Source organism: Halomicroarcula saliterrae, from assembly GCF_031624395.1.
Taxonomy (GTDB): Archaea; Halobacteriota; Halobacteria; order Halobacteriales; family Haloarculaceae; genus Haloarcula; species Haloarcula saliterrae.
The window spans coordinates 20793-40557 of sequence record NZ_JAMQON010000010.1 but is presented as its reverse complement, the minus strand read 5'-3'; the positions used below and the strand labels follow the sequence as shown (position 1 = coordinate 40557).

Sequence of the window (19765 nt, the reverse complement as noted above, 5' to 3'; positions counted from 1 at the left end):
ATTTAGACTTAGCGACCGTAACACGGGTGAAGAGGCGGATTTCGGATGTCAAACCAATCTGTCTCTTCGCTTTCTACCGAGATAACGCAGTCGTAGCTGTCGCGGCTAGCGAAACTACAGTGCCACTCTTTCTAATATCACTTTGCCGAATTAATAGCTCGGCAGAAATATACTGATAAAACACAGTGTTATTACGCTAATTTTCAGATTGCTGTGAATGTACCTGCCAAATGCCAGCTATGAGAACAGCGATGGTTCCCCAGAGGACAGGCGTGCCTAGCGTATAGAAGGCTTGAAGGCTAACAACTAGCGTTTCAGTACCCCAGACAGGTAAGTTGAGCATGCGAACCAGCATAGTCGCATCATGGAGTTTCAACGTGAATTGCATGAAAATTACACCCGCCGTGAAAATCCTACCAGGCCATCCTGAGAGAAGATATAATAGCGGAATTAGCGGATAAAAAACGAGGACGAAATACATAGTATACGAGGGGATCACTAGCAAAATTCCGCACAACGTCGAGAGGAGCGCAATGAGCTGTTGAATACGACCTTCACTCTGTAGATATGCGTAGGCCACTACCGGGGCGACTATTATAAGAGAGAGTACTGTTAGAGCCGTTCCGCTTGCATCGGTGAAAATAACGGAAAGAGGCCGCTGAAGTGTGACGTATAGACTTGACGGTGAAAGGCCGCCTGAAACAGCGTTTGCAGTCCCTCGTGGGAGAAGCTCCTCAACGAAATATCTCTGTGTGCGGTTTAAACCAAAAAGTACGGCACCAGCCGTAAGCGCCCCGATACCGGTGATTATAGCAACCAAACTAGTATACCATTTTCGCCGCCAGACTAACCAAATGCCGATAGCAGCGGGGAAGACCTTTGGAAGCGCTGCTAATCCAAGAGCAACACCAGCGTGTTGTTCTCGGTTCTGTTCCATCCATATTAGACCGATTCCCAGCGCCAATGCAATGTGGTGGTTGATATTACCATTTACCAACGATGGTGCGCTAATTGGGCTGATTACAATAAATCCACAGATCAGGATACGATCATAATTCGACAGCTGCAGCCCGTATGATTCGGTTGCCTTCGCAATGGTGAGTCCAAGTAAAACGCTGACAAGAACTGTCCCGGCAATATGGATAGCAAAGCCGGTAATCGGAGAAACCAAGAGATACAGCGAAAACGGGGCCAATAATACGATTGGATAGCGGTACGTGAGATTTGAGACGCCGACAGGAGAACGACCATAGACCACCTTGCCCGCATGCAGGTCTGCAGCGGCGGCTCGATATATCTCAAAATCAATTCCAAATTGACCGGGAGTGATAGTAAGCCGATAGAGGAAATATGCAATACCGAGAGAAATCCCGAACCCGAGTGCCAAGCGTGCTCGGGTGAATGAAGCGGCTGAGTCTCTTCTTTGCAAGATAGATGTAATGGATATAGATCTGATATATGTTTTCTGGTTCATCCATATTAGAGACGGATGCTACTCTGGGTATCAGTACCTGTGACTGAATGATATCGCCGTCTTTTCTCAGAAAGCGTGTAGTCAGCACCGTGGCATCACTCCATTAGACACTTTTATTGAATGAGCTCATCAGTGTGCACGCTTACTGAGCAGATGTTTCATCGGATGTGTTCTGCATAAATAGCCTGGCAGCTGTTTTCAGATAGCTCCTTAGCGAGATCGAGGTCACTCCTCTGTATTCCAGGAACTCATCCAGCTTCCGGCACATCTCGAAAACTCGTTTGGCGCGGCTGACGAGTATATAATGTACGAGAAATGGCAAATATCCCTATTTCAGTCGTAAATCAGAGTGCCAGACCTAGTTCAGAGTGCTGAACAGTCGGCACTCGACCTGTGCATTATTCCCTATCTTCGGAACCCCTCAGCTTCTCCTGGCGGGCTACACAGTCTACTGGGCTTATCAGGAAGATTTCGACGGCCATGATATGAGCTTTAGAGAAGACCAACTTCGGACTCCATGGCCTCACGCTATCCCAATTACTGAAGATATCGACGGCTACTCTGAAGTTGTCCAACAGCTCCTCAAACCAGACTCCCCCGATGCGGTTGAGATTTCTGTCCCGTTCCCGGATGAATATCTCCGTGCCCATGCCCTCGAAGTGGTCCCCCCGCTTCGGGGCTACTATGACTCGGGCACATCACCGGACGGCTGGCAGAAAATTTCCTCTATATCGCTCCACGGAAAGGGAACAGAGCGAGCATGGGTAAATGTGATTCAAGCTCCGTCTGATCACGTCTTCTTAGAGTTCTGGAAGAAAGACATTGACAAGGGAAATTCATCATATCTCATCTGCCATATCGGCGAAGAATTACCAGATCGGTTTGAACAGTTCATGGACAGCGCTCAAACCTGGTTCAAACGTGGGTATTCGAACGAGAATAGCAATCTGTGGGTATCAGGACCATCAATAAGTTTCCGTGGAACATCATTATGCGAGAGTTGGTTATCTCTCGCAAAGACTCCGAGAGGTCCGGTACGAATCATTATCGGCCGCAAAGACCTGAAAGGGAACACTCGCACCTGGTCAGTGCCGTATCGAAAAGGCGATCTGAGCCGGCTAGCAGCGCTTCGTTACCCCGTCAAGCAAGTTTTCAGCGAGACGGGCTGAACTCTTCTCACGACTATCTATAGCTCATTCCAGTCCGGTGCAAACTCTCGTCGTATCAAACGAGGTTCGTATTCCGTGTGGATCATCTCTAATGGTTCCGTGTGGGCGGCCTTTGTTGGATACTGTTTCAATTTTCCATCTTGGGGGCTTCCGCCGGATGCCTCACTGAGTTCGTTTTTCCGGTCACGAAGCATTCTGAGTATCCCCTCCCGTCCTCCACTATTTCTCTCGTGAGAAATATAGTAGTCGAGACTCTCTACCTCGGTAAACATTCGAATCGCTGCCCTGATGACACGTAATCTTGTAGCAGCGAGAAGTTTCTCTGGAGGAAGCGTTTCAAGCACCGCCTGGTCAGTGGCCATCTTCCTTCAAGGAGGGAATCCCGGCCTTCAGGCCGGGAGGGAATCGACAATTCCTGAACAAACCACGCTCTGACGCTCAATCCGAATGCCGACCGTTATCTTTAACTTACGCTACTTCTTACGTTTTGATGGATGAGGGCCGACTTCGATATGGAGCGAGGCGGGCCACTTCACGAAGCCTTGAAGGAATACGCCCGGGACCACGGGATACGCCACTCACGAGCGTACCCCGAACTCCTCCGCAAAGCACTCGAATCCGAAGGCTACGATGTCAACGACTCAGACGGCGAATAAAACGCTGGAAGCCACGCTCGCACCCCCAACGTGGTGCAAAGAGCAACGCCTCCAGCAAACGCTGTCCGAATACCGAGACGCACTCCACGATGCCTTCGAGCAAGACTGTGAGACGATGAGCGCCACGAACAAAGTGGTGACACCGTACAACTTACCGTACCAAGCGAAAGACGCCCTCAAATCCTACGTCCCGAAACTCCACAACACGTACAACGCCAACGAGTTGGACGACGAACACCCGCTCCGATTCGTGAATCGAGCCGGGAAGTTCGACCGCGACACATCGCGTGAGTACGAAATCTGTTGGAACGTTCCGCAACCCGGTCGGGGAACCAACTTCTGGATACCACTCCGTTTGAATCCCGAACAAGGGGAGTTGTGGGATGAGATGCTCGATGAGGAATCGAGTACCAAAGTGGGCGAACTTCGCTTGCAGAAACACCAGAAGACGTGGACACTCCACGTTACTGTTGAATACGAAATCGAGGACACTTCTGAGTTGCCCGAGAATCCGACTCGGGTTGGGTTCGATATTGGCGAGTCGATGTTGGTCACGGGCTGTGCCCTCCAACACGACACTCCCACGAAACCACTCCTCATCAACGGGAGGGAAGCCAAGCGAATCCGCAAAGAGATGTTCACTACTCTCAAGCGACTCCAAGAGCGTGACGCATCTGAGTGGCGTATCGAGGAACGTTTCTCGTACTACCAGAACCGTCTCACTGACATCATCGAGAAGGCTTCTCGTGAGTCCGTGGAGTATGCTCGTCAGTTCGTGAATCCAGTTATCGTGATGGAGGACTTGGCGTACATCCGCGAATCACTGGACTACGGGAAGTACATGAATCGACGCTTGCACTCGTGGGCCTTCGCTCGCTTGCAGGGACGTATCGAGGACAAGGCGAAGGACGCCGGGATTCCAGTCAGGTACGTTCACCCGCAGTACACCTCGAAGACGTGCCACTCGTGCAAGCACATCGGGTATCGCCCTCGGCAAGCCGAGTTCAAGTGCAAGAACTCAGAGTGCCACGTATCGACGTTCCAAGCAGATATTAACGCGAGTGCGAACATCGCACGTCGCGTAGACCCGTGGGGAGAGAGTCTGCCGTGGAAACAAGCAGGCGATGACTCGCCACAGGACGGGAGCGGTTGTGACACCGCCACGACTCAGTGTGAGCAGAGCGAGACACCCTCGCAGATGACACTCACAACGTTTCAAGAGTCGAAACCCACTGCCAGCGACGACTGACTGGCATTCCCACCGTGTGGGAAGCCCCGTCGTTTACGACGGGGAGGATGTCACTAGTAGTCAAAGGCTGCATTCGGGTCCTCAGACTGGGTCTGACCGAGACGACCCCAGCTCTCCAGTAGTGTACAAGCTTCGTCGACGATGCCCTTGATAGCAGAGTCTGTCGAACCCTCCGTAGACGGCTCTTTCAGATGGCACTTCAGTTCCAGTGCATCTTCGAGCCGAATCGACGGATGGTGGTGATACAGTGAACTGGCTACTTTTTGTTCCAGACCGCCACACTCAACATCCGGACCGAGATCTTCTCTGACGATAGCGCGAAGGTGCTTTACACGGCGGATGTGCGCGATGCTTTCCTCTGAGAAACCGGGTGGTCGAGAAGCGGTTTGTGACGCTGTGATAGAGTCCATTGAATTCAAGCCCTCACCTCTATTAGGGGAGACAAATTCGGCACAGTGGAGTTCTTCTTTTACGCTATCAATCCCCTTGCAGAGTTGATGGCTGACAGGCTCGCCCACAGTCTGTGGTGATTGTGGGTTTTGCTATCTACGGACTGTCTACGGCGTAATCAAGCCCTCGTGGTATTCGGTGTATACCCGCTCGGTTTCTGAGCGAAATGCCCGGATACTGCCGTCGGTATACTGGTGAACGATTGCATGTTCGAGTGGTATCGTCTCATCGTCTTCGGGGTCAAGTCGATCCTCCCAATCATCCGGACCCTCGTAGTCACCCGCTTCAGAGATGTGCATTCCGTTTGCAAACACCTCATCGTCTGGCACCTGGACAGCCTCACCTAAACGGTCAACCGGGGTCGTCCCCTCACGAGGCCAGACACCGCGTTCTTTCCAGAACAAGCGCATCTCACGAAGGCTCTTCTTCACTGTTTCCCTGATGGAGAGATGGTCGCTTCGTTGCCAGCCTTCCCGACTCCAATATTCACCGATGTAGGCGACTTTGTGCGCACCGTTCCAATCCAGCCCGACGATATCTGCAGGTGGATCGCCGAACAATGTTGGTGAGGTCAACTGTTGAATCACCTCCCACTGTTTGGTGGGGCTTGCTCCTAGCAGGTGTACACGCCGTCCACGCCAGTCCGAGTAGTCCGAGAAGTCTGAGGCCAGGATATCTGAGTATCCCATTGAGTAGCCTAATACAATCTCTGTGCCCGGTACATCGGCTGAACCGATGATCTCGATTGCCTCGTGGCATTTTGGGACTATGATGAGCGTTGAGTCTGGGTACTCTGTTTTCAGCTTACGGGCCTCCTCAACTAAGATATGTGCCTCATCGGCTGAACGTGCGTCTCCGACGACACCAATTTCGGGCTCGATCTCCCGAAATCGCGACAGATATCTCTGCAGGTCTGGATTCTTGAAGTCATTATCCAACATCAGTATTGGGACGTCGACGTTACGTAGAGCATTTGTCTGCAGGCTACAGTCTTCACGAATCCCGGTCACGAAGCCTGCCTCATATGCGTCTGTCGCGAATGGGTGCCGAGACAGAAATGCAACATAGTTTGCTTGTCGGGCTCGTGCGACTTTCTCGGCGACATCGGTGTGGTCATTGAGTACCTCTGAGCGTCTTTCAGGTTGAACAGTCGACCCTGACGCGACATTCTTAGAAGTAATGGAGTTTCCCATGATGAAGGTGTAACCGGGTATTTGGCGGCCCACAGGCTCGTCGCTGACAAATTCAGTTGTATCTCACGTTCCGAAGTTCTCCACAGCGTAGTGCTGGATCGCTCCGTTATGCTGAGATTGCCGAAATCGTGTACTCTGGTACGTCTTAATCCGCCAAAATCCAATTGCTACCGCTCTGCACCCGTCTCTAATGCCATCTGCAACTGGGTAATGGTATTACGAACATCTTCTGTCCAGGGACCACCCTCAGGTGCACGTGATTCGAGATCCCCCAGCTCATCTCGGGCAATACTCAGTGCGTCAGCAATAACCGTTCGAGCGACTGGCGCATGTGTCTCTGTATTATACACGCTCTCTTCGGTGTTCAGGAATCGCTTTTGCTTGTAAATGAGTCCCCCGTCTACCCAGTCGTTCCAGAGCTGTTCTATGTCGGCTGTCGCAGTTCCGCCTCTGTGATGTTCCAACCGGACTGAGCCGCTCTTCTCATCCACACCGGTAACTCCCAGCGTTTCCGTACCATCGGAGATATACACTGGCGAAGCCGGGGTGGCTTCGTCGAACGTCAATTCCGCAATCGCCTGTTCGTAATCCGGTTCACCACTCTCTGTCTTTGGGAAGGATTCATTCATTAGTATCTATTTCCTGCATCTATCTCGGTTGAGTCCGTTTCACACATCCTACGGCTTGATAGAAAGCTCTGAAAACCGTTTTTTAACACTACTGGATCTACACAGGTAGAAACCGGCCTTATTCTGCCCCGACTGCAGCGTCGTCAGTAGCCCCTTTTGCCGGGACAAGATCTTCGTGGGCTCGAGCTTCCATGCACCTACAGCAGAATACCCCGTTGTCAGCGATGTCGTCACCCACAATATCCCCGTTTTTCCAAGTCTCTTCGGTGTATCCCCCGTTCTCCAGTTCGTACACTGCACCGAACTGAACCTGTTCGACAACCCACGAGAATTTACCCTCCAGACACTCCGGACAGACGAGCATCATCGTACCTCGATTAGAGAGACGTCTCCGATACGATATGCATCGACGAGACCGGCAGCATCCAGTACGGCCCGGGCTAGCGCGTTCCCTCTGGCGTAGGCAGCGCATTGGTTTGGCGCAACCACCGATAGAATCACCTCGATTGAGGCGAGGTCGAGTTCCCTAATCTGCAGTGCCATCGAGAACTCATCAGCTACCCCTCGGTCGGTATTTTCCAGAGTTATTTCGATTACGACATCGTAGACTTGCTGTTCCCGGCCAGGTTTCCTATCTGTACTTCTCGAAGCCATCATCTCGTCGGGTGAGACAAACCTGCAGGAGATACAAGCTATTCCTCATCGGCATTGAGTCTGGATTTCTGTCGAGGTTCAGTTTCGAACAGGCACCTGGCGTTGGCTTGGCCGCCACCCAACGTCCGCTGGTCAACCTCGGTGTTGACGAAGAGTGCTTCTTGTCTCCCCTCCGTGCCGTTCCCTCCGTTGCTCGCTCGGATAGCAGACAATGGTCTGTCATCGACGAACTCTTGGCTCCCTCCACTGTCGATTCGTGGGGTTCTGGCCTGTGTGTCGATATCCAGCCCGTGGTCAGACAGTGTGGTTTCGAAGGGCGTGTCATCGATTTCGAGCAGTTCAGTCTCGCCGCTACCGTCAGAGCTGACCGTATCTTCTACGAATATGCTCTGATGATGGACCGCGAACGATCTCTCTGTGCAGCTGCTTTTCTTAGGATTCTCTGTAGACATGATATCCTCGTCGGCGGAAAAGACTCCGTTAACGGCGTCACTAGATAGCCGTCACGTTCCCGCCAGTCCGCCCGCGGAAAATAAACCAGAGTAGTTCGCGGAGGGTGGGACCACCCACCGACTCAGACTCTATCTGATGCTCCCAATTTCTAGAACGCGTCGTCAGGAATACTCAACCGGTCAAGTGCCCAGTCTTCAATTTCAGGTCGTGTCATCGGGTGGGGTAGCTCTTGATGTCCCACTGGTCGTGCCAGAAACGATCCATCATCATCGTGTAGATCCTCTCGGTAATAACCGAGCCAATACCGCTCTAACCCTTTGACACCCGGACCATCCATTATCGTTAGCATCCTGTAAGAATCGGCTTCGACATCGGATTTAGGACTGAGAGTGGGATATCTTTGGGCGACATTCACGGATTGCAATACGCCGAGATTCTGCATAAAATAGAGGCGTTTACAACCGTTACAACCCGGTCTCTCGGTAGTTTTAGTCTCTCCGCATCGGCTATCCTAGTTCAAAGTCGACAAGAGATCCCTGTGAGGTTTCTTCAGCAGCGTTTCTGTCTTCCTCTCCGAAGAATCGTGACACGACCCAATCCGTCTCTTCAGCAGTCAATACGGATACTGGTCGTTCCCCTTTGAGCATCCGTCCTGTTCCAGCTGACCACACTTTCTGAGGCTTGAGTTTCAGAGCGTCACCGAGGAGAACGTATCCGATGATGTCGTTGAGTACGAAATTGATTACTGCCATCTTCGCACACAGCGAATCCTTTTCGTATCCAATGAAGACTGCCGCGACCTCGGGAGCAACTGTCCGTAACTGTCGAGCACTGTCCACAATGAGTCGTCCGCTCCCACACCCGGATATGTCACCGATGACCAGAGGATCGTCAAGTGTTGCCTCTCGTAGATCCCCGTCGTCTGGAATAGTCATCGCTGCCATCGCTCGGCTTACCGGTCCTGGTGTGAAGTACTGACCAAAGCGGTCGCTAGTAAGGCCGTAGTGTTCGTACACCCCTCCCAGAATATCCTCCTTTGACTCTTCCAACCCGAGGACTAACCCCCCGAGAGCCTCAGCATGAAGATTGACTAGTCGGTCTACAGCATCCTCATCGAATCCGTCGATCCTGTATCGGCTGAGTGTCTTCTGATAGCTTTCTTCATCACCGCTGAAGCCCGCGAGTGTTAGGTTGACCCAGTCGGAAAACACTCGAAACGGGGTGTCTCCGGTTTCTTGATGAATCGAGTCAAGAGGATCAGTGACCCTCTTTCGGATATCGTCGTCCAGTAATGTAGTCATGTGTGTACAAACGAAAGTCGGCTCAGTTGGTCGTCGGTCGGTGCGTCGCGACTATTTCGGGACTGACGAATCGCCGTTCCCGATGTGGAATATCGATACCCCTGACACTCGGGATGAAGATCGATGACGATTCGAACCCACAGATATTGCTCGCGAGCAATTCGTGTTTGCACATGACCCGCCACGCCTGGTCATGCTTGTACGGGCAGGAGCAGGTCAATCCATCTCCCCAGGGAATGAAGGGATACCGACTGCCGTTAACGAAGCAACCAATCAAGAGTGGTGCAGGCAATTCGATTCCAAAGTCCACGATAGAGGGAGCAGGATCCGAATCCGCATGGGTGAATTCTGACTCACGATAGACGAACTCTTCCGGGAGGTTCTGCTGTCTGGCGTATTTTTTCGGGTCCGTATCCTCACTGACAACGACTGTTCCCTCAAACACATTGTCCTCGGTCAATGCAGCAGTGGCCAGTGATGGCCCTTTGCCGCCACTGATGAGCGTCCCATATGACGACTTCTTGAGTATCTGGTACAGATTCTTACCGGGAATCGATTCTCGGTACCAGTTTACGCGTCGTTCTCTCGCTTTTTCGAGTGCGCTTTCGGTGTCGTCGTGCTCTCTGACCTCCTCTAATTGTGCTGCAAGGTAGACTGGGGCATCCGCTATCACAGCGCTGTCCTCTGGGCATTCGAAGAAGCGTTCTTCTTCTTTCACCCGGTAAAGACAGGACTCCTCAGCTAATTGCAGCCCATTCGGTTTCGCCGGCCCTCGGAGCCAAGGGTCGGTAGACGGATCATCAGCATCGTAGGTCCAATGGTTGTAATCGCTCAGTAGGTGGTCGGACCGAATCCGCTCGCCGTTAATGAAATCGAGACGGATTTGATGCTCTATGGGTTCGATATCTGGCGGATCGACGCCTACCTCGTACCCATACCGCCGGTCGCTACGGGAGAGAGATCCAGCTGGTAACGAGAGCGGTGGCACACGGTCGTCTGCAGATTCGATAGTCGGATTGCTCATGGAGTTCGGACGAAGCGCCCTCACCCCACTGGGGGCCACAAACTAGCGGTGATCTCAGACGTCTAACTGGGGCTAAAAGCCCGCGAGCAAACTCGCGAACTGTTCTAGCCGATCATCAAGCCGTTCGGCCGAGTAGATTACTGACTCCCGCTCGAAATACGGGGCTAGTTCTTCTGCTCTAGCTGGAGGAGACCCAGGGGTACAATCCGTTGCGAGCGTCAGCGAACAGACTGGAGCGATTGAGTCCCGAATCTGAACTTCGACATCGTCGCTGTCACTGGGGAGTCCATCCGTCATTGTGATGATAAGCGGCTCGTCACGCTGTGTTTCCACTAGTTGGTTCCCAAGTGAGATAGCGTCTGCCAGAGGCGTCCCACCGCCACAGGAGGTATCGAGCAACGTTGCCTGGAGGTGCCTGCTGTCGACACTGAACGGCTTGGCAAGACGGGCTTCGTTGTCGATGAAGTCGACGATTGCAACGTTGATTCCCAGCCCTTCGGCTGCGACAGCGAATCGTGCGACGGCTTTCGTGGCGACATCAATTTTTGCGGGTGTCCCTCTCCGCATCGACCCCGACCGATCGAGAATAAGGACCAAGGAGTACTGCTTCTCGTTTCCGAGGGTCCGACTTTTACACACACGAGGGTCTCCGATTGCCAACCGATGTCCTGCCCTGGTGTCGTACGCGCCGGCTGTGAGTCCTCGACGAACACTCTTTCGCCGATCTAACCTGAGATACATATCGAGCGTGTCTCCGACCCGCTCAGCACTTTTCTCTACGTCAGCCCACTCGTTTCTCGGAACGGGAGTTCCACCCACTGGCAAGACATTCAATTCCTCAAGGCTGCCGGGGCCGCCTGCCGAGCCTTCATCTTGTTCTAAGGGAGCGGACGATTTCTCCTGCTCTTCTCCTGTCTCACGTGCGAATTGGTCCGCTAGCGCCTCGAATTCAATTTCGAGGGCCTCTTCATCGATACCATTTCTTGTGGCTTCACCGTGGGCTGCTCGCTTGTCTTGAGAGAGCGCCGTCTCGAAGGTCTCGGTATCTCCTCTCGAGGAGCTATCTTCTTGCTGGCCGTGAGCCGGTCCTGATGGGATTTCAGCGACGCTTGGCAGTTCGGGGGCCATACTATCGACTCCGCCACTCTGCCCCATCTCCGCGTCATCACGGTTGCTCTCAGCGTCAGGTGATGATATCGACCCTTGTAAATCGGGACTGGGAAGATTCGTCGAACCTCCTTCGGCGTCGCCGGCGCTCTCCTCAACCTCCGAATTTGGATTATTTCCAGGGGTTTGTTGGCGGTCTCGCTCGAAAGTATCGAGTGTGAGTTGACTGGCTGTTGACTCCAGCTTGTCGTCACCATCGTCTACCGCATCCTGCCCATGATGACCATCATCGGCCTGCTGTGTCTCCCTTGCACGTTCCGTCGCCTGTGCGATTGCCTGCGCCTTCGTTTGTGGTTCAACAGTTTCGTCCTCAGTCCGGTCACCTGCAGTATCTTGATAACTCGGATCATCCATATTATCCAAATTATCCGAGGGTCGTTCTGGACTTCTTTGGGAGGGGGAACTATTCGATGCCGAAGCAGTTTCTGGCTCAATTCCGCCGCCTCCACCAGACGGATCTAACCTCCCCGGTGTAGTCGAATCAGGCTCAGGTGTAATCAGCGGCTGCTCAAAGATATCCTGTCCAGACGTCTCCGTGGTTTGACGGTCGAGTGTAACGTCGGTGTCGAAATTCTCGTCCTGGTCACCAGCGGGTTCTGTCGTCAGTGAATCTGACAACCCCCCTTCGTTTCGGCTCGAATCTGCATCTCGATCACCATTTTGTGATTCGTGGGTTGCTTCAGCCCCCCTTGCAGCATTGTTGTCTACTTCCGGAGCAGTAGCACCGTCTTCGCTGGAAGTTTGCTTGGGCTCGTCGTCTACTTCGAGCAACGGCTCGATGGCATTGTTCCAGGTGTCGATTACGACCCGTGCTCTGCGGAGTGAAGCGGTCTTATCATGTCCGTGGTCGGTATCCTCTCGACTTGCGCTCCGTATTTTGAGGGCGCTGTCGACCATCTCATCCAGCTGTTTCCGGACGTTAAGAAACGCATCTCTATCGACCTCGGTCAAGAACTCGAGTCGTGTATCCTTCGGGTTGAGCAAGCAGTCGATTGTGCCAGTCTCGAAAATAGTTCTGTCGTAGAGATATCCAGTCACTGCGTCCCAGAAAGAATATTTGAGGCACTTGTCCGCAGGTAACTCCTCTGGCGTCTGTGAGTGGAGACGCCGAGTCAATTCCAGACGGATGCCAGCGTTGTCACTGAAATTGTCGCCGTGAATCGCTTCTGACTCGATTGCCCCATCCTCGATGATATTGATGAGGTCGTGAACCTGTTCGTGGTACTTTGATTCGACGCTAGCCTCGATGAGGTCGCCGATGCCACTAATAGCGGTTTTGAGGATGTGGAGCAGTTCGTGAAATGCGAGTCCGAACTGGTGTGCGTGATCGGCAGTGAGTTGATCGTTGAGTGGGATTCGGTCTAAGTCGGCCTCATTCCCCGTTATCAGCACCAAGTAGTCCGCATCGATATCGGCTAAGAGGGCTTCGGCTTGATTGCGTTCGATTTCGGTCGCATCTGATGAGACAACTGCGTCGACGTCGGCAGGGAGCATGGCTGCGGTCTGCACACCCAGTGAGACTCGGACAGAGATCGATATGTCGGGAGGTAGATGGCCGCAGATAAACTCTCGCAGTCGGTCAGCCCGCTGGGACGACAGGCGAGTAACTTCAGTCACCTGGGGATTGATTTCGTTGACGATACTTCTGGCGGTGAGCTTAGTGGCGGATGGCGGCACGATTGAAAACTCCTGAATGGAACGCCCCTCTGTGAGTTGGGGGACACAAACCAGCCGGTCCTGAAAAATATTATTTTGCGCCAAATTTTACTTTGGTGCGGAATATAGACAGTGTAGTCAGCACGATGCCTCAATTTGTTTCACTCAGAGACTACTGAACTATCTGCTCAGTAGGTGTGCGAAGTGATTTGCACGGCCCAACATGGCAATAGATGTTTCTGTGTATGGGATAAACGGTCAATATGCCCACTACGGCGTGCCCAGAATGTGAATATCCTCTCGCCGCATCGACGGGAACAGAAAACAAAGATGGGGAAGCGTTCCATAATTTCGAGTGTTCAAAGTGTAACCACAAGTGGTCAAAGTCAGTGTGACGAAGCAAGTCTTCACTGGCTTGTATTGACCGCACAGAGTCAGAATGTATCATCTTCTGAGGATTACAACAAAGCCAATAATGCCTATGACAGTAATTAGATACTGAAGCCGGTATTGAGTCGCGTGCGTTCAAGATTCGGTCCCCGAGAAACCTCCCTTCTGGTGTATCGGTGTCTGCTTCTGCACTGAGATTCGGGCGAATTTTTTACACAGGGATACGCGAAAGGCCGAGTAGTCTACCATAATGACAGATCCAGTTAGAAGTAACTATATTCTGGCCGGTATTAAAATGCTGTATGGTCGAACAGGCAGCAGAAATACTTGCAGAGTACATCTATGACCGCATTGGCCACGGTCTTCGGACAGTAGTCATTATCAAGAACGACGATTTCGACATCCACTATCTCAATGACGATCTACAACAAGAATATACAAAAGAAGGATACAGAGAAGTCGTAAACACATTCCGGCTTCAAGATCCATTTCTATCACCCGGACTTGAAGGTAAACCGGTAGGGGAACGACGTGCTCTAGTTGACTACCATGAGAACGCGTGTATAATTCAGTTCCCATATTCAGAATCAGAAATAATTCTCATTAGCATTTCGCGAGACGCCGGTCGAGACTTGGTTGAATTCATTGAATCATGCCGACAGATAATAAAGGATAATACGTAAGAACCAAAAAATGACTTCAAGCCGCTCAATCACCAGTCTCTCTCACTGGTTCACTTGTATTGACCAATGTGGGGGATGCGAATTTGTTTTGGGTAAATTCAGTTATATCGCGTGGATTGTGGTCCGAGATAGCGAGCATGATTCGTCGGCGGTACGGGTTTCGTAGGGCGTCGAACATGCTGTCGAGTGACGCCGAGTCGGTGGTTTGTGACATAGTGGTGGCTCGTAGTGCGGAATGCGGAGTTTGTTAAGGCGTTCCGCGTGACGACCACGCGAAGAGAACAAGGGATAACCCCCTGCACGTCCGGTAGACCCGGTTCAAGCGGCCCCTTCATCGTCGGGACAAACGCACAGTGTGAAACTGTGATTCCGTACAGTAGAATGTCACTCTGGCTATATAAGGATGGTGAAGACCAAGTACTCCTATCCATGCTGGAAGCAGAGAAACAAACGAGACATCCATGGCCTGTACTGACCGGACTCGCGCTCTCTAAATCAGTACTGGTGGGGACACCTGTTATCAGTTCGGCGATGGTAAAAAACCCGCTATGAAATAGCGGTTTGGCGTTGCAAAATACCGAAGTGATTTATATATTGATTCGCTATTATGCAACAGTATGCTCACAGAAGGCGAGATTCGCGCCCTCACTGCCCTCCGCGGTGAGCAGACGGTCTCTGAGCTCGCGGCGAATCTCGATCGAAGTCTCAGCTATACCTCAAAACTCGTCGAACAGCTCGAAACGTCTGGACTCGTCGAGACACGTCGACAAGGAAAGACAAAGCAGATTCGACTATCGGACGCAAAAGCACTCGAATTACTCGCCGCTCTCACGCAGCAGTATTCACACATTGACTGGCCGGAGCTGTTGTCAGGGGCTGCTCTCCGTGTTTGCTACTTTCTCGATACCCCACGGACTGTAACTGATCTCGCACGTCACACCGATGTCCACAGGAGTAGCGTCCACCGTGCGCTTTCCCCGCTTCAGCATCGGGGAATCGTCTACCAAACCGACAATGGGACGTACGCACTGAATGACGGCTTCGAACAGTTGAGTGCATTCGCTCGTGAGCTTGCCCATCACGGTCACCGCCAGACTGTCGAACAACAGGCCAACACGTACACCATTCTGTGGGAAGCCCTCGACGAGTTCCTTGTCCAGACGACGACTGAGATTACCGAAGAACACTTCATTCCGACAGGGCCGGACCAATTCCAGCGATATGACCTGCCGCTGTTGGCCCGTGACCGCCGATACTACCTCTATTCGAAGACGATGAGTGAACTCTCACCGGAGATATTGTGCTGCCATATGCTCGTGATTGATTCGGGTGCACGGGCTCAGTCATATTGCCTACTCTTGCTCAGTCACGCCAGTATCGACAGGGACGAACTCCGAGCTCAGGCCACCAAGTACGGCGTCGACGACGTCGTCGACGATCTTTGCACATACCTCGACACCAGCGGAGACCAGCGGACGTCTCGACTTCCCGAGTGGGAGGACTTCCAGGAACTAGCTGAAAAGTACGAGGTGACGCCATGAGTGCGCGATTTGATAGCAGTACGTAACACAGACAGAAGATGGGCAAGTAAGTATGACGACGGATAGTGGCTACCTCCCTTCCCGCCGTAGGCAGATTCACAAAATATCGTTCAGCGTCTCGTGAGCATCTTCCGGGTACTGATTGGGTTCTGCCACAGCCCAGAGTTCATTCTTTGTAGCGGCTTTCGGGGATGCTCCGTCTTCGATGTGCTCACAGAGGATTGTGAGATTCCGTGTGCTGAGAGTCGGCCAGTTCTCGTTTTCGCGGGTCTTGTGAGCAAACCGGACGATTCGCTTCAGGGTCGTACGGTCCACAACTTCGGTGTCACCGTTGACCTGCGGATACAATGTCTCGACTTCCTCGTCGATATCTTGGATGTACGGTTGCTCGAACGACCGAAAGCGCCCTCTCGTCGCCGAGTTCATCGGTTCCGAGTCTCTGTATTCTCTGGTTGGCGGATTCATCGTGATGATGAGTCGCGCCGAGGGGTGTGGTTCGACAAGTTCGCCGTGGCTCTTGACCAGGAGTGTCCCCTCGTTCAGGAGTCGGTGCAGCGCAATCGCTGCCCCGGCTTGCATGACAGGGAACTCGTTGATGACGATTGTATCGCCGTTGATCAGCCCCTGTTTCACGGCGCCGTTGCGTGGGATGATCACGTCGCCGTCGGGAACAAGTGGCCCAAAGAGGTCCTCGGGCTCCGTCGCCCGGTCGACGTCGATGGACTGATAGCCACGATTTGTCTTGTGGCAGAGGTACTTGATAAGATAGTTCTTCCCCGACCCTCGCGGGCCTACCACTCGGATAGGAACGAGCCCTCGTGCGAGTTTCTTCGCAATGAGTTCGTCAAGTGGGAGCTGAAGACGCGGATCGATGGGGACAGCGGGAGGGATAACTGCTCCATCCTCGCCAACAGGCAGGGCATCGTAGCTGGCATCGGGATGAGTCTCTGCTTTGGGAACACCTGGGTAGTCCGGATTATCGAGGATGTGCAATCCAGTCGGAACTGGCTTAGTCGTGTTGCGACCGACATCAGATACGTACATCCCGCGTTCATCGCCAGCATCCCATCCTTTAGAGAGGTAGCGCGGCTCACCGACTGTCTCTGTAATGTTGGTTAAATCAGTAACGCGGGCCTCACCCACGCCACTTGCTGGATTGCTTCGCTGAGCATAGTACGACGCCGCTCGCTCGGCCAGCGTATGACCAACGGGAACGTGTTGCTTAGCTTCCGCAACAATAGCCTCAGCTCGGCTCTCAGTGAGGGTACTAGTCAAGTGTGTGAGGTCGTCGATGTCTGCCTCCGAGAGGGCCCCCAAGTCAGTGTAGCCGGCTTCCTGGAGTGCATCGTTGATTGAATCAGTTACGACACCGATTATACGGAAGTCAACAGTGTCGTCTGGTGGACCCTGACCAAATGCGGCGGTAATCACCTCCGGTTCCTCTCCCTGGGGAACGACGTTGTCGATAGTTGCGCTACCGCCACTCGAGCGTGTGAGTGTGTATATTCCGCTCTTCTCTCCTTCGTCGATGAGGTCTGCTGCTTGCTGGTCGCTCAAGTCAGTGAAATCCGAGACTCTGAGCGTGACCCGTTCGACAGGTACACTCCCTCCTTCGGCTCGCAGGAGTCGGTGGACTAAGTGGGAGAGAACCCGCTGTCCCTCCGGAGACCCATCGCTACTCGTCTGTGTCGTGGATGAATTGATAGACATGCTTCTATGTGTGGAGGCATGTTCTGCACTCCTCATCCAGCAGGGAGAGATAAATTCAGCTCTGAACCGGTGGGTCGCTAAGCTATTTCTGTCGAAATCCTATTATCCGGTGGTAAATGGGACGAAACGACCGCTTGGTACGAATGCGTATTCAACAGAAAGTATTCATGCTGATTACTATATGCTCAAGTCATGCGAGACCGCTGGCTGAAGGCGTTCTGTGCTTTCACAGCGATATTATTCGTAACTGGATGTATGGGGACTCCCGCTTCGGAACAACCGGCCTCAGATCATCCAGTGTATCTCGAAAACTATGGCAATGAGAGCGCATCGTTCGACATTACTGTTGTACGAAATGCGACGGGGGAGACCGTTCACAATCAGAGTTATGTACTTGACCCCGACGAAGACCGAGAGGTATACAACACCGATAGAGCGTCTCCTGAAGGTATCGAGACGTTTCAGATCTATTGGACTGCGCGTAATGAAACCGGGCAGGTAACTATCAAGACGAATCAGTGTTATGGAGGCGCATATGTGATGATTCAGGAAGACGGTACTCCCTCATCGACGTACACGATTTGCTGAGCAATCTCCCTATCTTAACCGATACGTGCGCCCCCTAAGTCTTGCACGGCTTTTCTAATAGACTTCTGAGAAGTAGCCGTTGGGCGCGGTAAGTGTGTGACCTGTTTCTGGTTCGACGTGGCTGAAACAGTTCGAAAAAGAGGAGGTTCGTCATCTGCCTCACTTTTCGCGCTTAACTAAACACCGCCCTCCAGAGGGGTCGTGTTTAGTTTGGAGCATTGTGCCAGCGAGCGAAACTCTGGAGCCAATTTTCAGCTGTACTTGGTTCGACGTGGCTGAAACAGTTTGAGAAAGAAGAGGTTCGTCGTTTTACTTCTCGAAAGATACGTTCGACAGCGTTCCGATTTCCGTGGCGTTCTGTCTGAAATCGGAGGCCTGCTCGTTGAAGGGCAGCTCGGAGGTGTTTCGCACCATCTACGAGAAATACGGCGGTTTCGACATCATGTTTTTGCTGCAGTTCTTTGAGAAATATTTCGGTGAGAGCGGTTGTAGTGGTCGAAAATAGCCGTAGATGGAGAATTTCGTTTGTTGCCGGATTCGCGGCGGCGTACAGCCAGAACTGTTGATCGTTGATTCGAATCACCGTTTCGTCGACTGCAATCTGATTCGGTGATTTGCCGCTGATTGGCTGTAAATCGGCTTTTTGCACCCAATCGTGGACGGCTTTTCTGGAACGATTGACACCCAAATTATCAAGAACAGAGATAGTATTCGATAGTGATAGACCAGCCACGTGCATCTGAATACCGAGCTTCATCGCTCGCTCGGGTGTCCGCTCGCGTTCCACAAAATCCAAATCTATCCAGTCGCTACTACCGCTGAGGCGGACGATTTCTGGCATAGAGCACCAAGAAATTCGCCCGCCTCACTTTTCACGCTTAACTAAACACCGCCCTCGTACGGTGTTCCTGACAGGTGCCGGGTAAGTCACCAGGTTGACTGATATTTGAGTTCACTGTATCGAACGATTCACCGTATCGGCCCTTTGGCCACGAAGGATCTCAACAGAGCCGCTGAATTGCAATTCCAAACTCCTTTGACTACTGGTCAAACGGATTATCCGGCGTGGTGAGACGAGTGATATCAGGTACACTGTCGAATCCGTCATCGAAGCTGTAGAGATACTCAATGTCCTCACGCTGCATCGCTGCCACGATAACAGCGTCAGTTAACGAGAGCGATTCGTACTGACGGAACACCGAACGGCCGGCGTCAAAGTCAGATTTTGGTGTCTGTTTGAGTGAGAATCCGCTACTTTCGATGAGTGCATCCAGCGTCTTAGTAGCGACATCATGCCCACCCCGGGCTTGCAGATAATTGATGACCTCTTCGAGGACATCACTAAGGACATATGCTGTTGGGAGTTGGCCCTGATCGATAGCTTCGGAGATAGCGGCACCTCGCTCGTGGTTCTGGTCGCGAGACAGTCGGGCGGCAATGAGAATATTCGCGTCAACCACGACTGCGGCCATCAATAGTCTCCAGCGATGAGATCGTGGTCCTCGGCGGCGTCAGTTGCTTCACCCACATCAACTGGCTCTAGCTCTGAAAATGCCCCGTACTGTTGCTTCACGAGTTTAACAGAGAGTGTCCCATCCTCGTCGACGTGCCAACGGAGTTTATCGCCTGCCTCAACACCTGCTTCTCGGCGTACCGCTGCTGGAACCGTGACCGAGTAGCTCTCGTTCACCGTAGTTTCGTCTTCGACTTCCTGAGACATGGTTAGAGATTACAGTTGCTCGCAAAAATAATTTGCCTCCAAATTTGGGAGGCGTCCC

At 52.5% G+C, this 19765-nt stretch carries 18 protein-coding genes; 4 read left to right on the top strand and 14 right to left on the bottom strand.

The genetic code is table 11. The features are described from left to right. Window positions 1–196: 196 nt before the first annotated feature. Window positions 197–1387 (bottom strand): glycosyltransferase family 87 protein, encoded by a 1191-nt coding sequence (locus NDI56_RS21570; RefSeq protein WP_220589737.1) that lies wholly within the window; start codon window positions 1385–1387, stop codon window positions 197–199. 572 nt (window positions 1388–1959) lie between these two features. Between NDI56_RS21570 and NDI56_RS21565 the strand changes: the two genes are divergently transcribed. Next, window positions 1960–2643, top strand: coding sequence for a hypothetical protein (locus NDI56_RS21565; RefSeq protein WP_310921815.1), 684 nt, complete (start codon window positions 1960–1962; stop codon window positions 2641–2643). A 17-nt stretch (window positions 2644–2660) separates the two neighbouring features. On the opposite strand, the gene NDI56_RS21560 is transcribed toward NDI56_RS21565, so the two are convergent. Continuing rightward, the gene (locus tag NDI56_RS21560) at window positions 2661–3005 is read right to left on the bottom strand and encodes a DUF8129 domain-containing protein (RefSeq protein WP_220589735.1); all 345 of its coding nucleotides are present in this window, start codon (window positions 3003–3005) and stop codon (window positions 2661–2663) included. 268 nt (window positions 3006–3273) lie between these two features. Here NDI56_RS21560 and NDI56_RS21555 point away from each other — a divergent pair, with 268 nt between their 5' ends. Continuing rightward, complete coding sequence (locus NDI56_RS21555) at window positions 3274–4548, top strand: RNA-guided endonuclease TnpB family protein (RefSeq protein WP_220589734.1); 1275 nt, start codon at window positions 3274–3276, stop codon at window positions 4546–4548. A 557-nt stretch (window positions 4549–5105) separates the two neighbouring features. Here NDI56_RS21555 and NDI56_RS21550 read toward each other — a convergent pair. From NDI56_RS21550 to NDI56_RS21515, 8 genes are all read right to left on the bottom strand, one after another. Continuing rightward, on the bottom strand, window positions 5106–6053 hold the full coding sequence (locus tag NDI56_RS21550; protein WP_220589811.1) for a DUF6610 family protein: 948 nt from the start codon (window positions 6051–6053) through the stop codon (window positions 5106–5108). A 305-nt stretch (window positions 6054–6358) separates the two neighbouring features. After that, entirely contained in the window at window positions 6359–6820 is a 462-nt protein-coding gene (locus NDI56_RS21545) for a hypothetical protein (RefSeq protein ID WP_220589733.1), read from the bottom strand. Window positions 6821–6938: 118 nt separating this feature from the next. Continuing rightward, window positions 6939–7187 (bottom strand): hypothetical protein, encoded by a 249-nt coding sequence (locus tag NDI56_RS21540; protein ID WP_220589732.1) that lies wholly within the window; start codon window positions 7185–7187, stop codon window positions 6939–6941. Next, window positions 7184–7477: a hypothetical protein gene (locus tag NDI56_RS21535; protein ID WP_310921814.1), complete on the bottom strand. Its 294-nt coding sequence runs from the start codon at window positions 7475–7477 to the stop codon at window positions 7184–7186. The genes NDI56_RS21540 and NDI56_RS21535 overlap by 4 nt, the downstream gene beginning before the upstream one ends. A gap of 35 nt (window positions 7478–7512) precedes the next feature. After that, window positions 7513–7926, bottom strand: a complete 414-nt coding sequence (locus NDI56_RS21530; protein WP_310921813.1) for a hypothetical protein — start codon at window positions 7924–7926, stop codon at window positions 7513–7515. Window positions 7927–8433: 507 nt separating this feature from the next. Further along, a complete protein-coding gene (locus NDI56_RS21525; RefSeq protein ID WP_310921812.1) occupies window positions 8434–9228 on the bottom strand; it encodes an N-6 DNA methylase in 795 nt (264 codons plus the stop codon). A gap of 22 nt (window positions 9229–9250) precedes the next feature. Next, the gene (locus NDI56_RS21520) at window positions 9251–10252 is read right to left on the bottom strand and encodes a hypothetical protein (protein ID WP_310921811.1); all 1002 of its coding nucleotides are present in this window, start codon (window positions 10250–10252) and stop codon (window positions 9251–9253) included. Between the two features lie 72 nt (window positions 10253–10324). Continuing rightward, window positions 10325–12928 (bottom strand): VWA domain-containing protein, encoded by a 2604-nt coding sequence (locus NDI56_RS21515; protein ID WP_310921810.1) that lies wholly within the window; start codon window positions 12926–12928, stop codon window positions 10325–10327. Window positions 12929–13767: 839 nt separating this feature from the next. On the opposite strand from NDI56_RS21515, the gene NDI56_RS21510 reads away from it, so the two are divergent. Both NDI56_RS21510 and NDI56_RS21505 read left to right on the top strand, forming a co-directional pair. Further along, on the top strand, window positions 13768–14148 hold the full coding sequence (locus NDI56_RS21510) for a DUF7522 family protein (RefSeq protein ID WP_310921809.1): 381 nt from the start codon (window positions 13768–13770) through the stop codon (window positions 14146–14148). 617 nt (window positions 14149–14765) lie between these two features. Beyond that, window positions 14766–15689 (top strand): winged helix-turn-helix domain-containing protein, encoded by a 924-nt coding sequence (locus NDI56_RS21505; RefSeq protein WP_310921808.1) that lies wholly within the window; start codon window positions 14766–14768, stop codon window positions 15687–15689. 96 nt (window positions 15690–15785) lie between these two features. On the opposite strand, the gene NDI56_RS21500 is transcribed toward NDI56_RS21505, so the two are convergent. From NDI56_RS21500 to NDI56_RS21485, 4 genes are all read right to left on the bottom strand, one after another. Beyond that, window positions 15786–17246 (bottom strand): AAA family ATPase, encoded by a 1461-nt coding sequence (locus NDI56_RS21500; RefSeq protein WP_310921807.1) that lies wholly within the window; start codon window positions 17244–17246, stop codon window positions 15786–15788. A 946-nt stretch (window positions 17247–18192) separates the two neighbouring features. Then, entirely contained in the window at window positions 18193–18828 is a 636-nt protein-coding gene (locus tag NDI56_RS21495) for an IS6 family transposase (RefSeq protein WP_310921806.1), read from the bottom strand. 199 nt (window positions 18829–19027) lie between these two features. Continuing rightward, window positions 19028–19459, bottom strand: a complete 432-nt coding sequence (locus NDI56_RS21490; protein ID WP_310921805.1) for a type II toxin-antitoxin system VapC family toxin — start codon at window positions 19457–19459, stop codon at window positions 19028–19030. Continuing rightward, complete coding sequence (locus NDI56_RS21485) at window positions 19459–19707, bottom strand: AbrB/MazE/SpoVT family DNA-binding domain-containing protein (RefSeq protein WP_220589719.1); 249 nt, start codon at window positions 19705–19707, stop codon at window positions 19459–19461. Before NDI56_RS21485 ends, NDI56_RS21490 begins: the two co-directional genes overlap by 1 nt. Between the last annotated feature and the right edge of the window lie 58 nt (window positions 19708–19765).

What these genes read in the sequence shown, in the direction of transcription:
- NDI56_RS21565 (WP_310921815.1), top strand. Translation starts at nt 1,960, where the DNA reads ATGAGCTTTAGAGAAGACCAACTTCGGACTCCATGGCCTCACGCTATC.
- NDI56_RS21560 (WP_220589735.1), bottom strand. Translation starts at nt 3,005, where the DNA reads ATGGCCACTGACCAGGCGGTGCTTGAAACGCTTCCTCCAGAGAAACTT.
- NDI56_RS21555 (WP_220589734.1), top strand. Translation starts at nt 3,274, where the DNA reads ATGTCAACGACTCAGACGGCGAATAAAACGCTGGAAGCCACGCTCGCA.
- NDI56_RS21545 (WP_220589733.1), bottom strand. Translation starts at nt 6,820, where the DNA reads ATGAATGAATCCTTCCCAAAGACAGAGAGTGGTGAACCGGATTACGAA.
- NDI56_RS21540 (WP_220589732.1), bottom strand. Translation starts at nt 7,187, where the DNA reads ATGATGCTCGTCTGTCCGGAGTGTCTGGAGGGTAAATTCTCGTGGGTT.
- NDI56_RS21535 (WP_310921814.1), bottom strand. Translation starts at nt 7,477, where the DNA reads ATGATGGCTTCGAGAAGTACAGATAGGAAACCTGGCCGGGAACAGCAA.
- NDI56_RS21530 (WP_310921813.1), bottom strand. Translation starts at nt 7,926, where the DNA reads ATGTCTACAGAGAATCCTAAGAAAAGCAGCTGCACAGAGAGATCGTTC.
- NDI56_RS21525 (WP_310921812.1), bottom strand. Translation starts at nt 9,228, where the DNA reads ATGACTACATTACTGGACGACGATATCCGAAAGAGGGTCACTGATCCT.
- NDI56_RS21520 (WP_310921811.1), bottom strand. Translation starts at nt 10,252, where the DNA reads ATGAGCAATCCGACTATCGAATCTGCAGACGACCGTGTGCCACCGCTC.
- NDI56_RS21510 (WP_310921809.1), top strand. Translation starts at nt 13,768, where the DNA reads ATGGTCGAACAGGCAGCAGAAATACTTGCAGAGTACATCTATGACCGC.
- NDI56_RS21505 (WP_310921808.1), top strand. Translation starts at nt 14,766, where the DNA reads ATGCTCACAGAAGGCGAGATTCGCGCCCTCACTGCCCTCCGCGGTGAG.
- NDI56_RS21495 (WP_310921806.1), bottom strand. Translation starts at nt 18,828, where the DNA reads ATGCCAGAAATCGTCCGCCTCAGCGGTAGTAGCGACTGGATAGATTTG.
- NDI56_RS21490 (WP_310921805.1), bottom strand. Translation starts at nt 19,459, where the DNA reads ATGGCCGCAGTCGTGGTTGACGCGAATATTCTCATTGCCGCCCGACTG.
- NDI56_RS21485 (WP_220589719.1), bottom strand. Translation starts at nt 19,707, where the DNA reads ATGTCTCAGGAAGTCGAAGACGAAACTACGGTGAACGAGAGCTACTCG.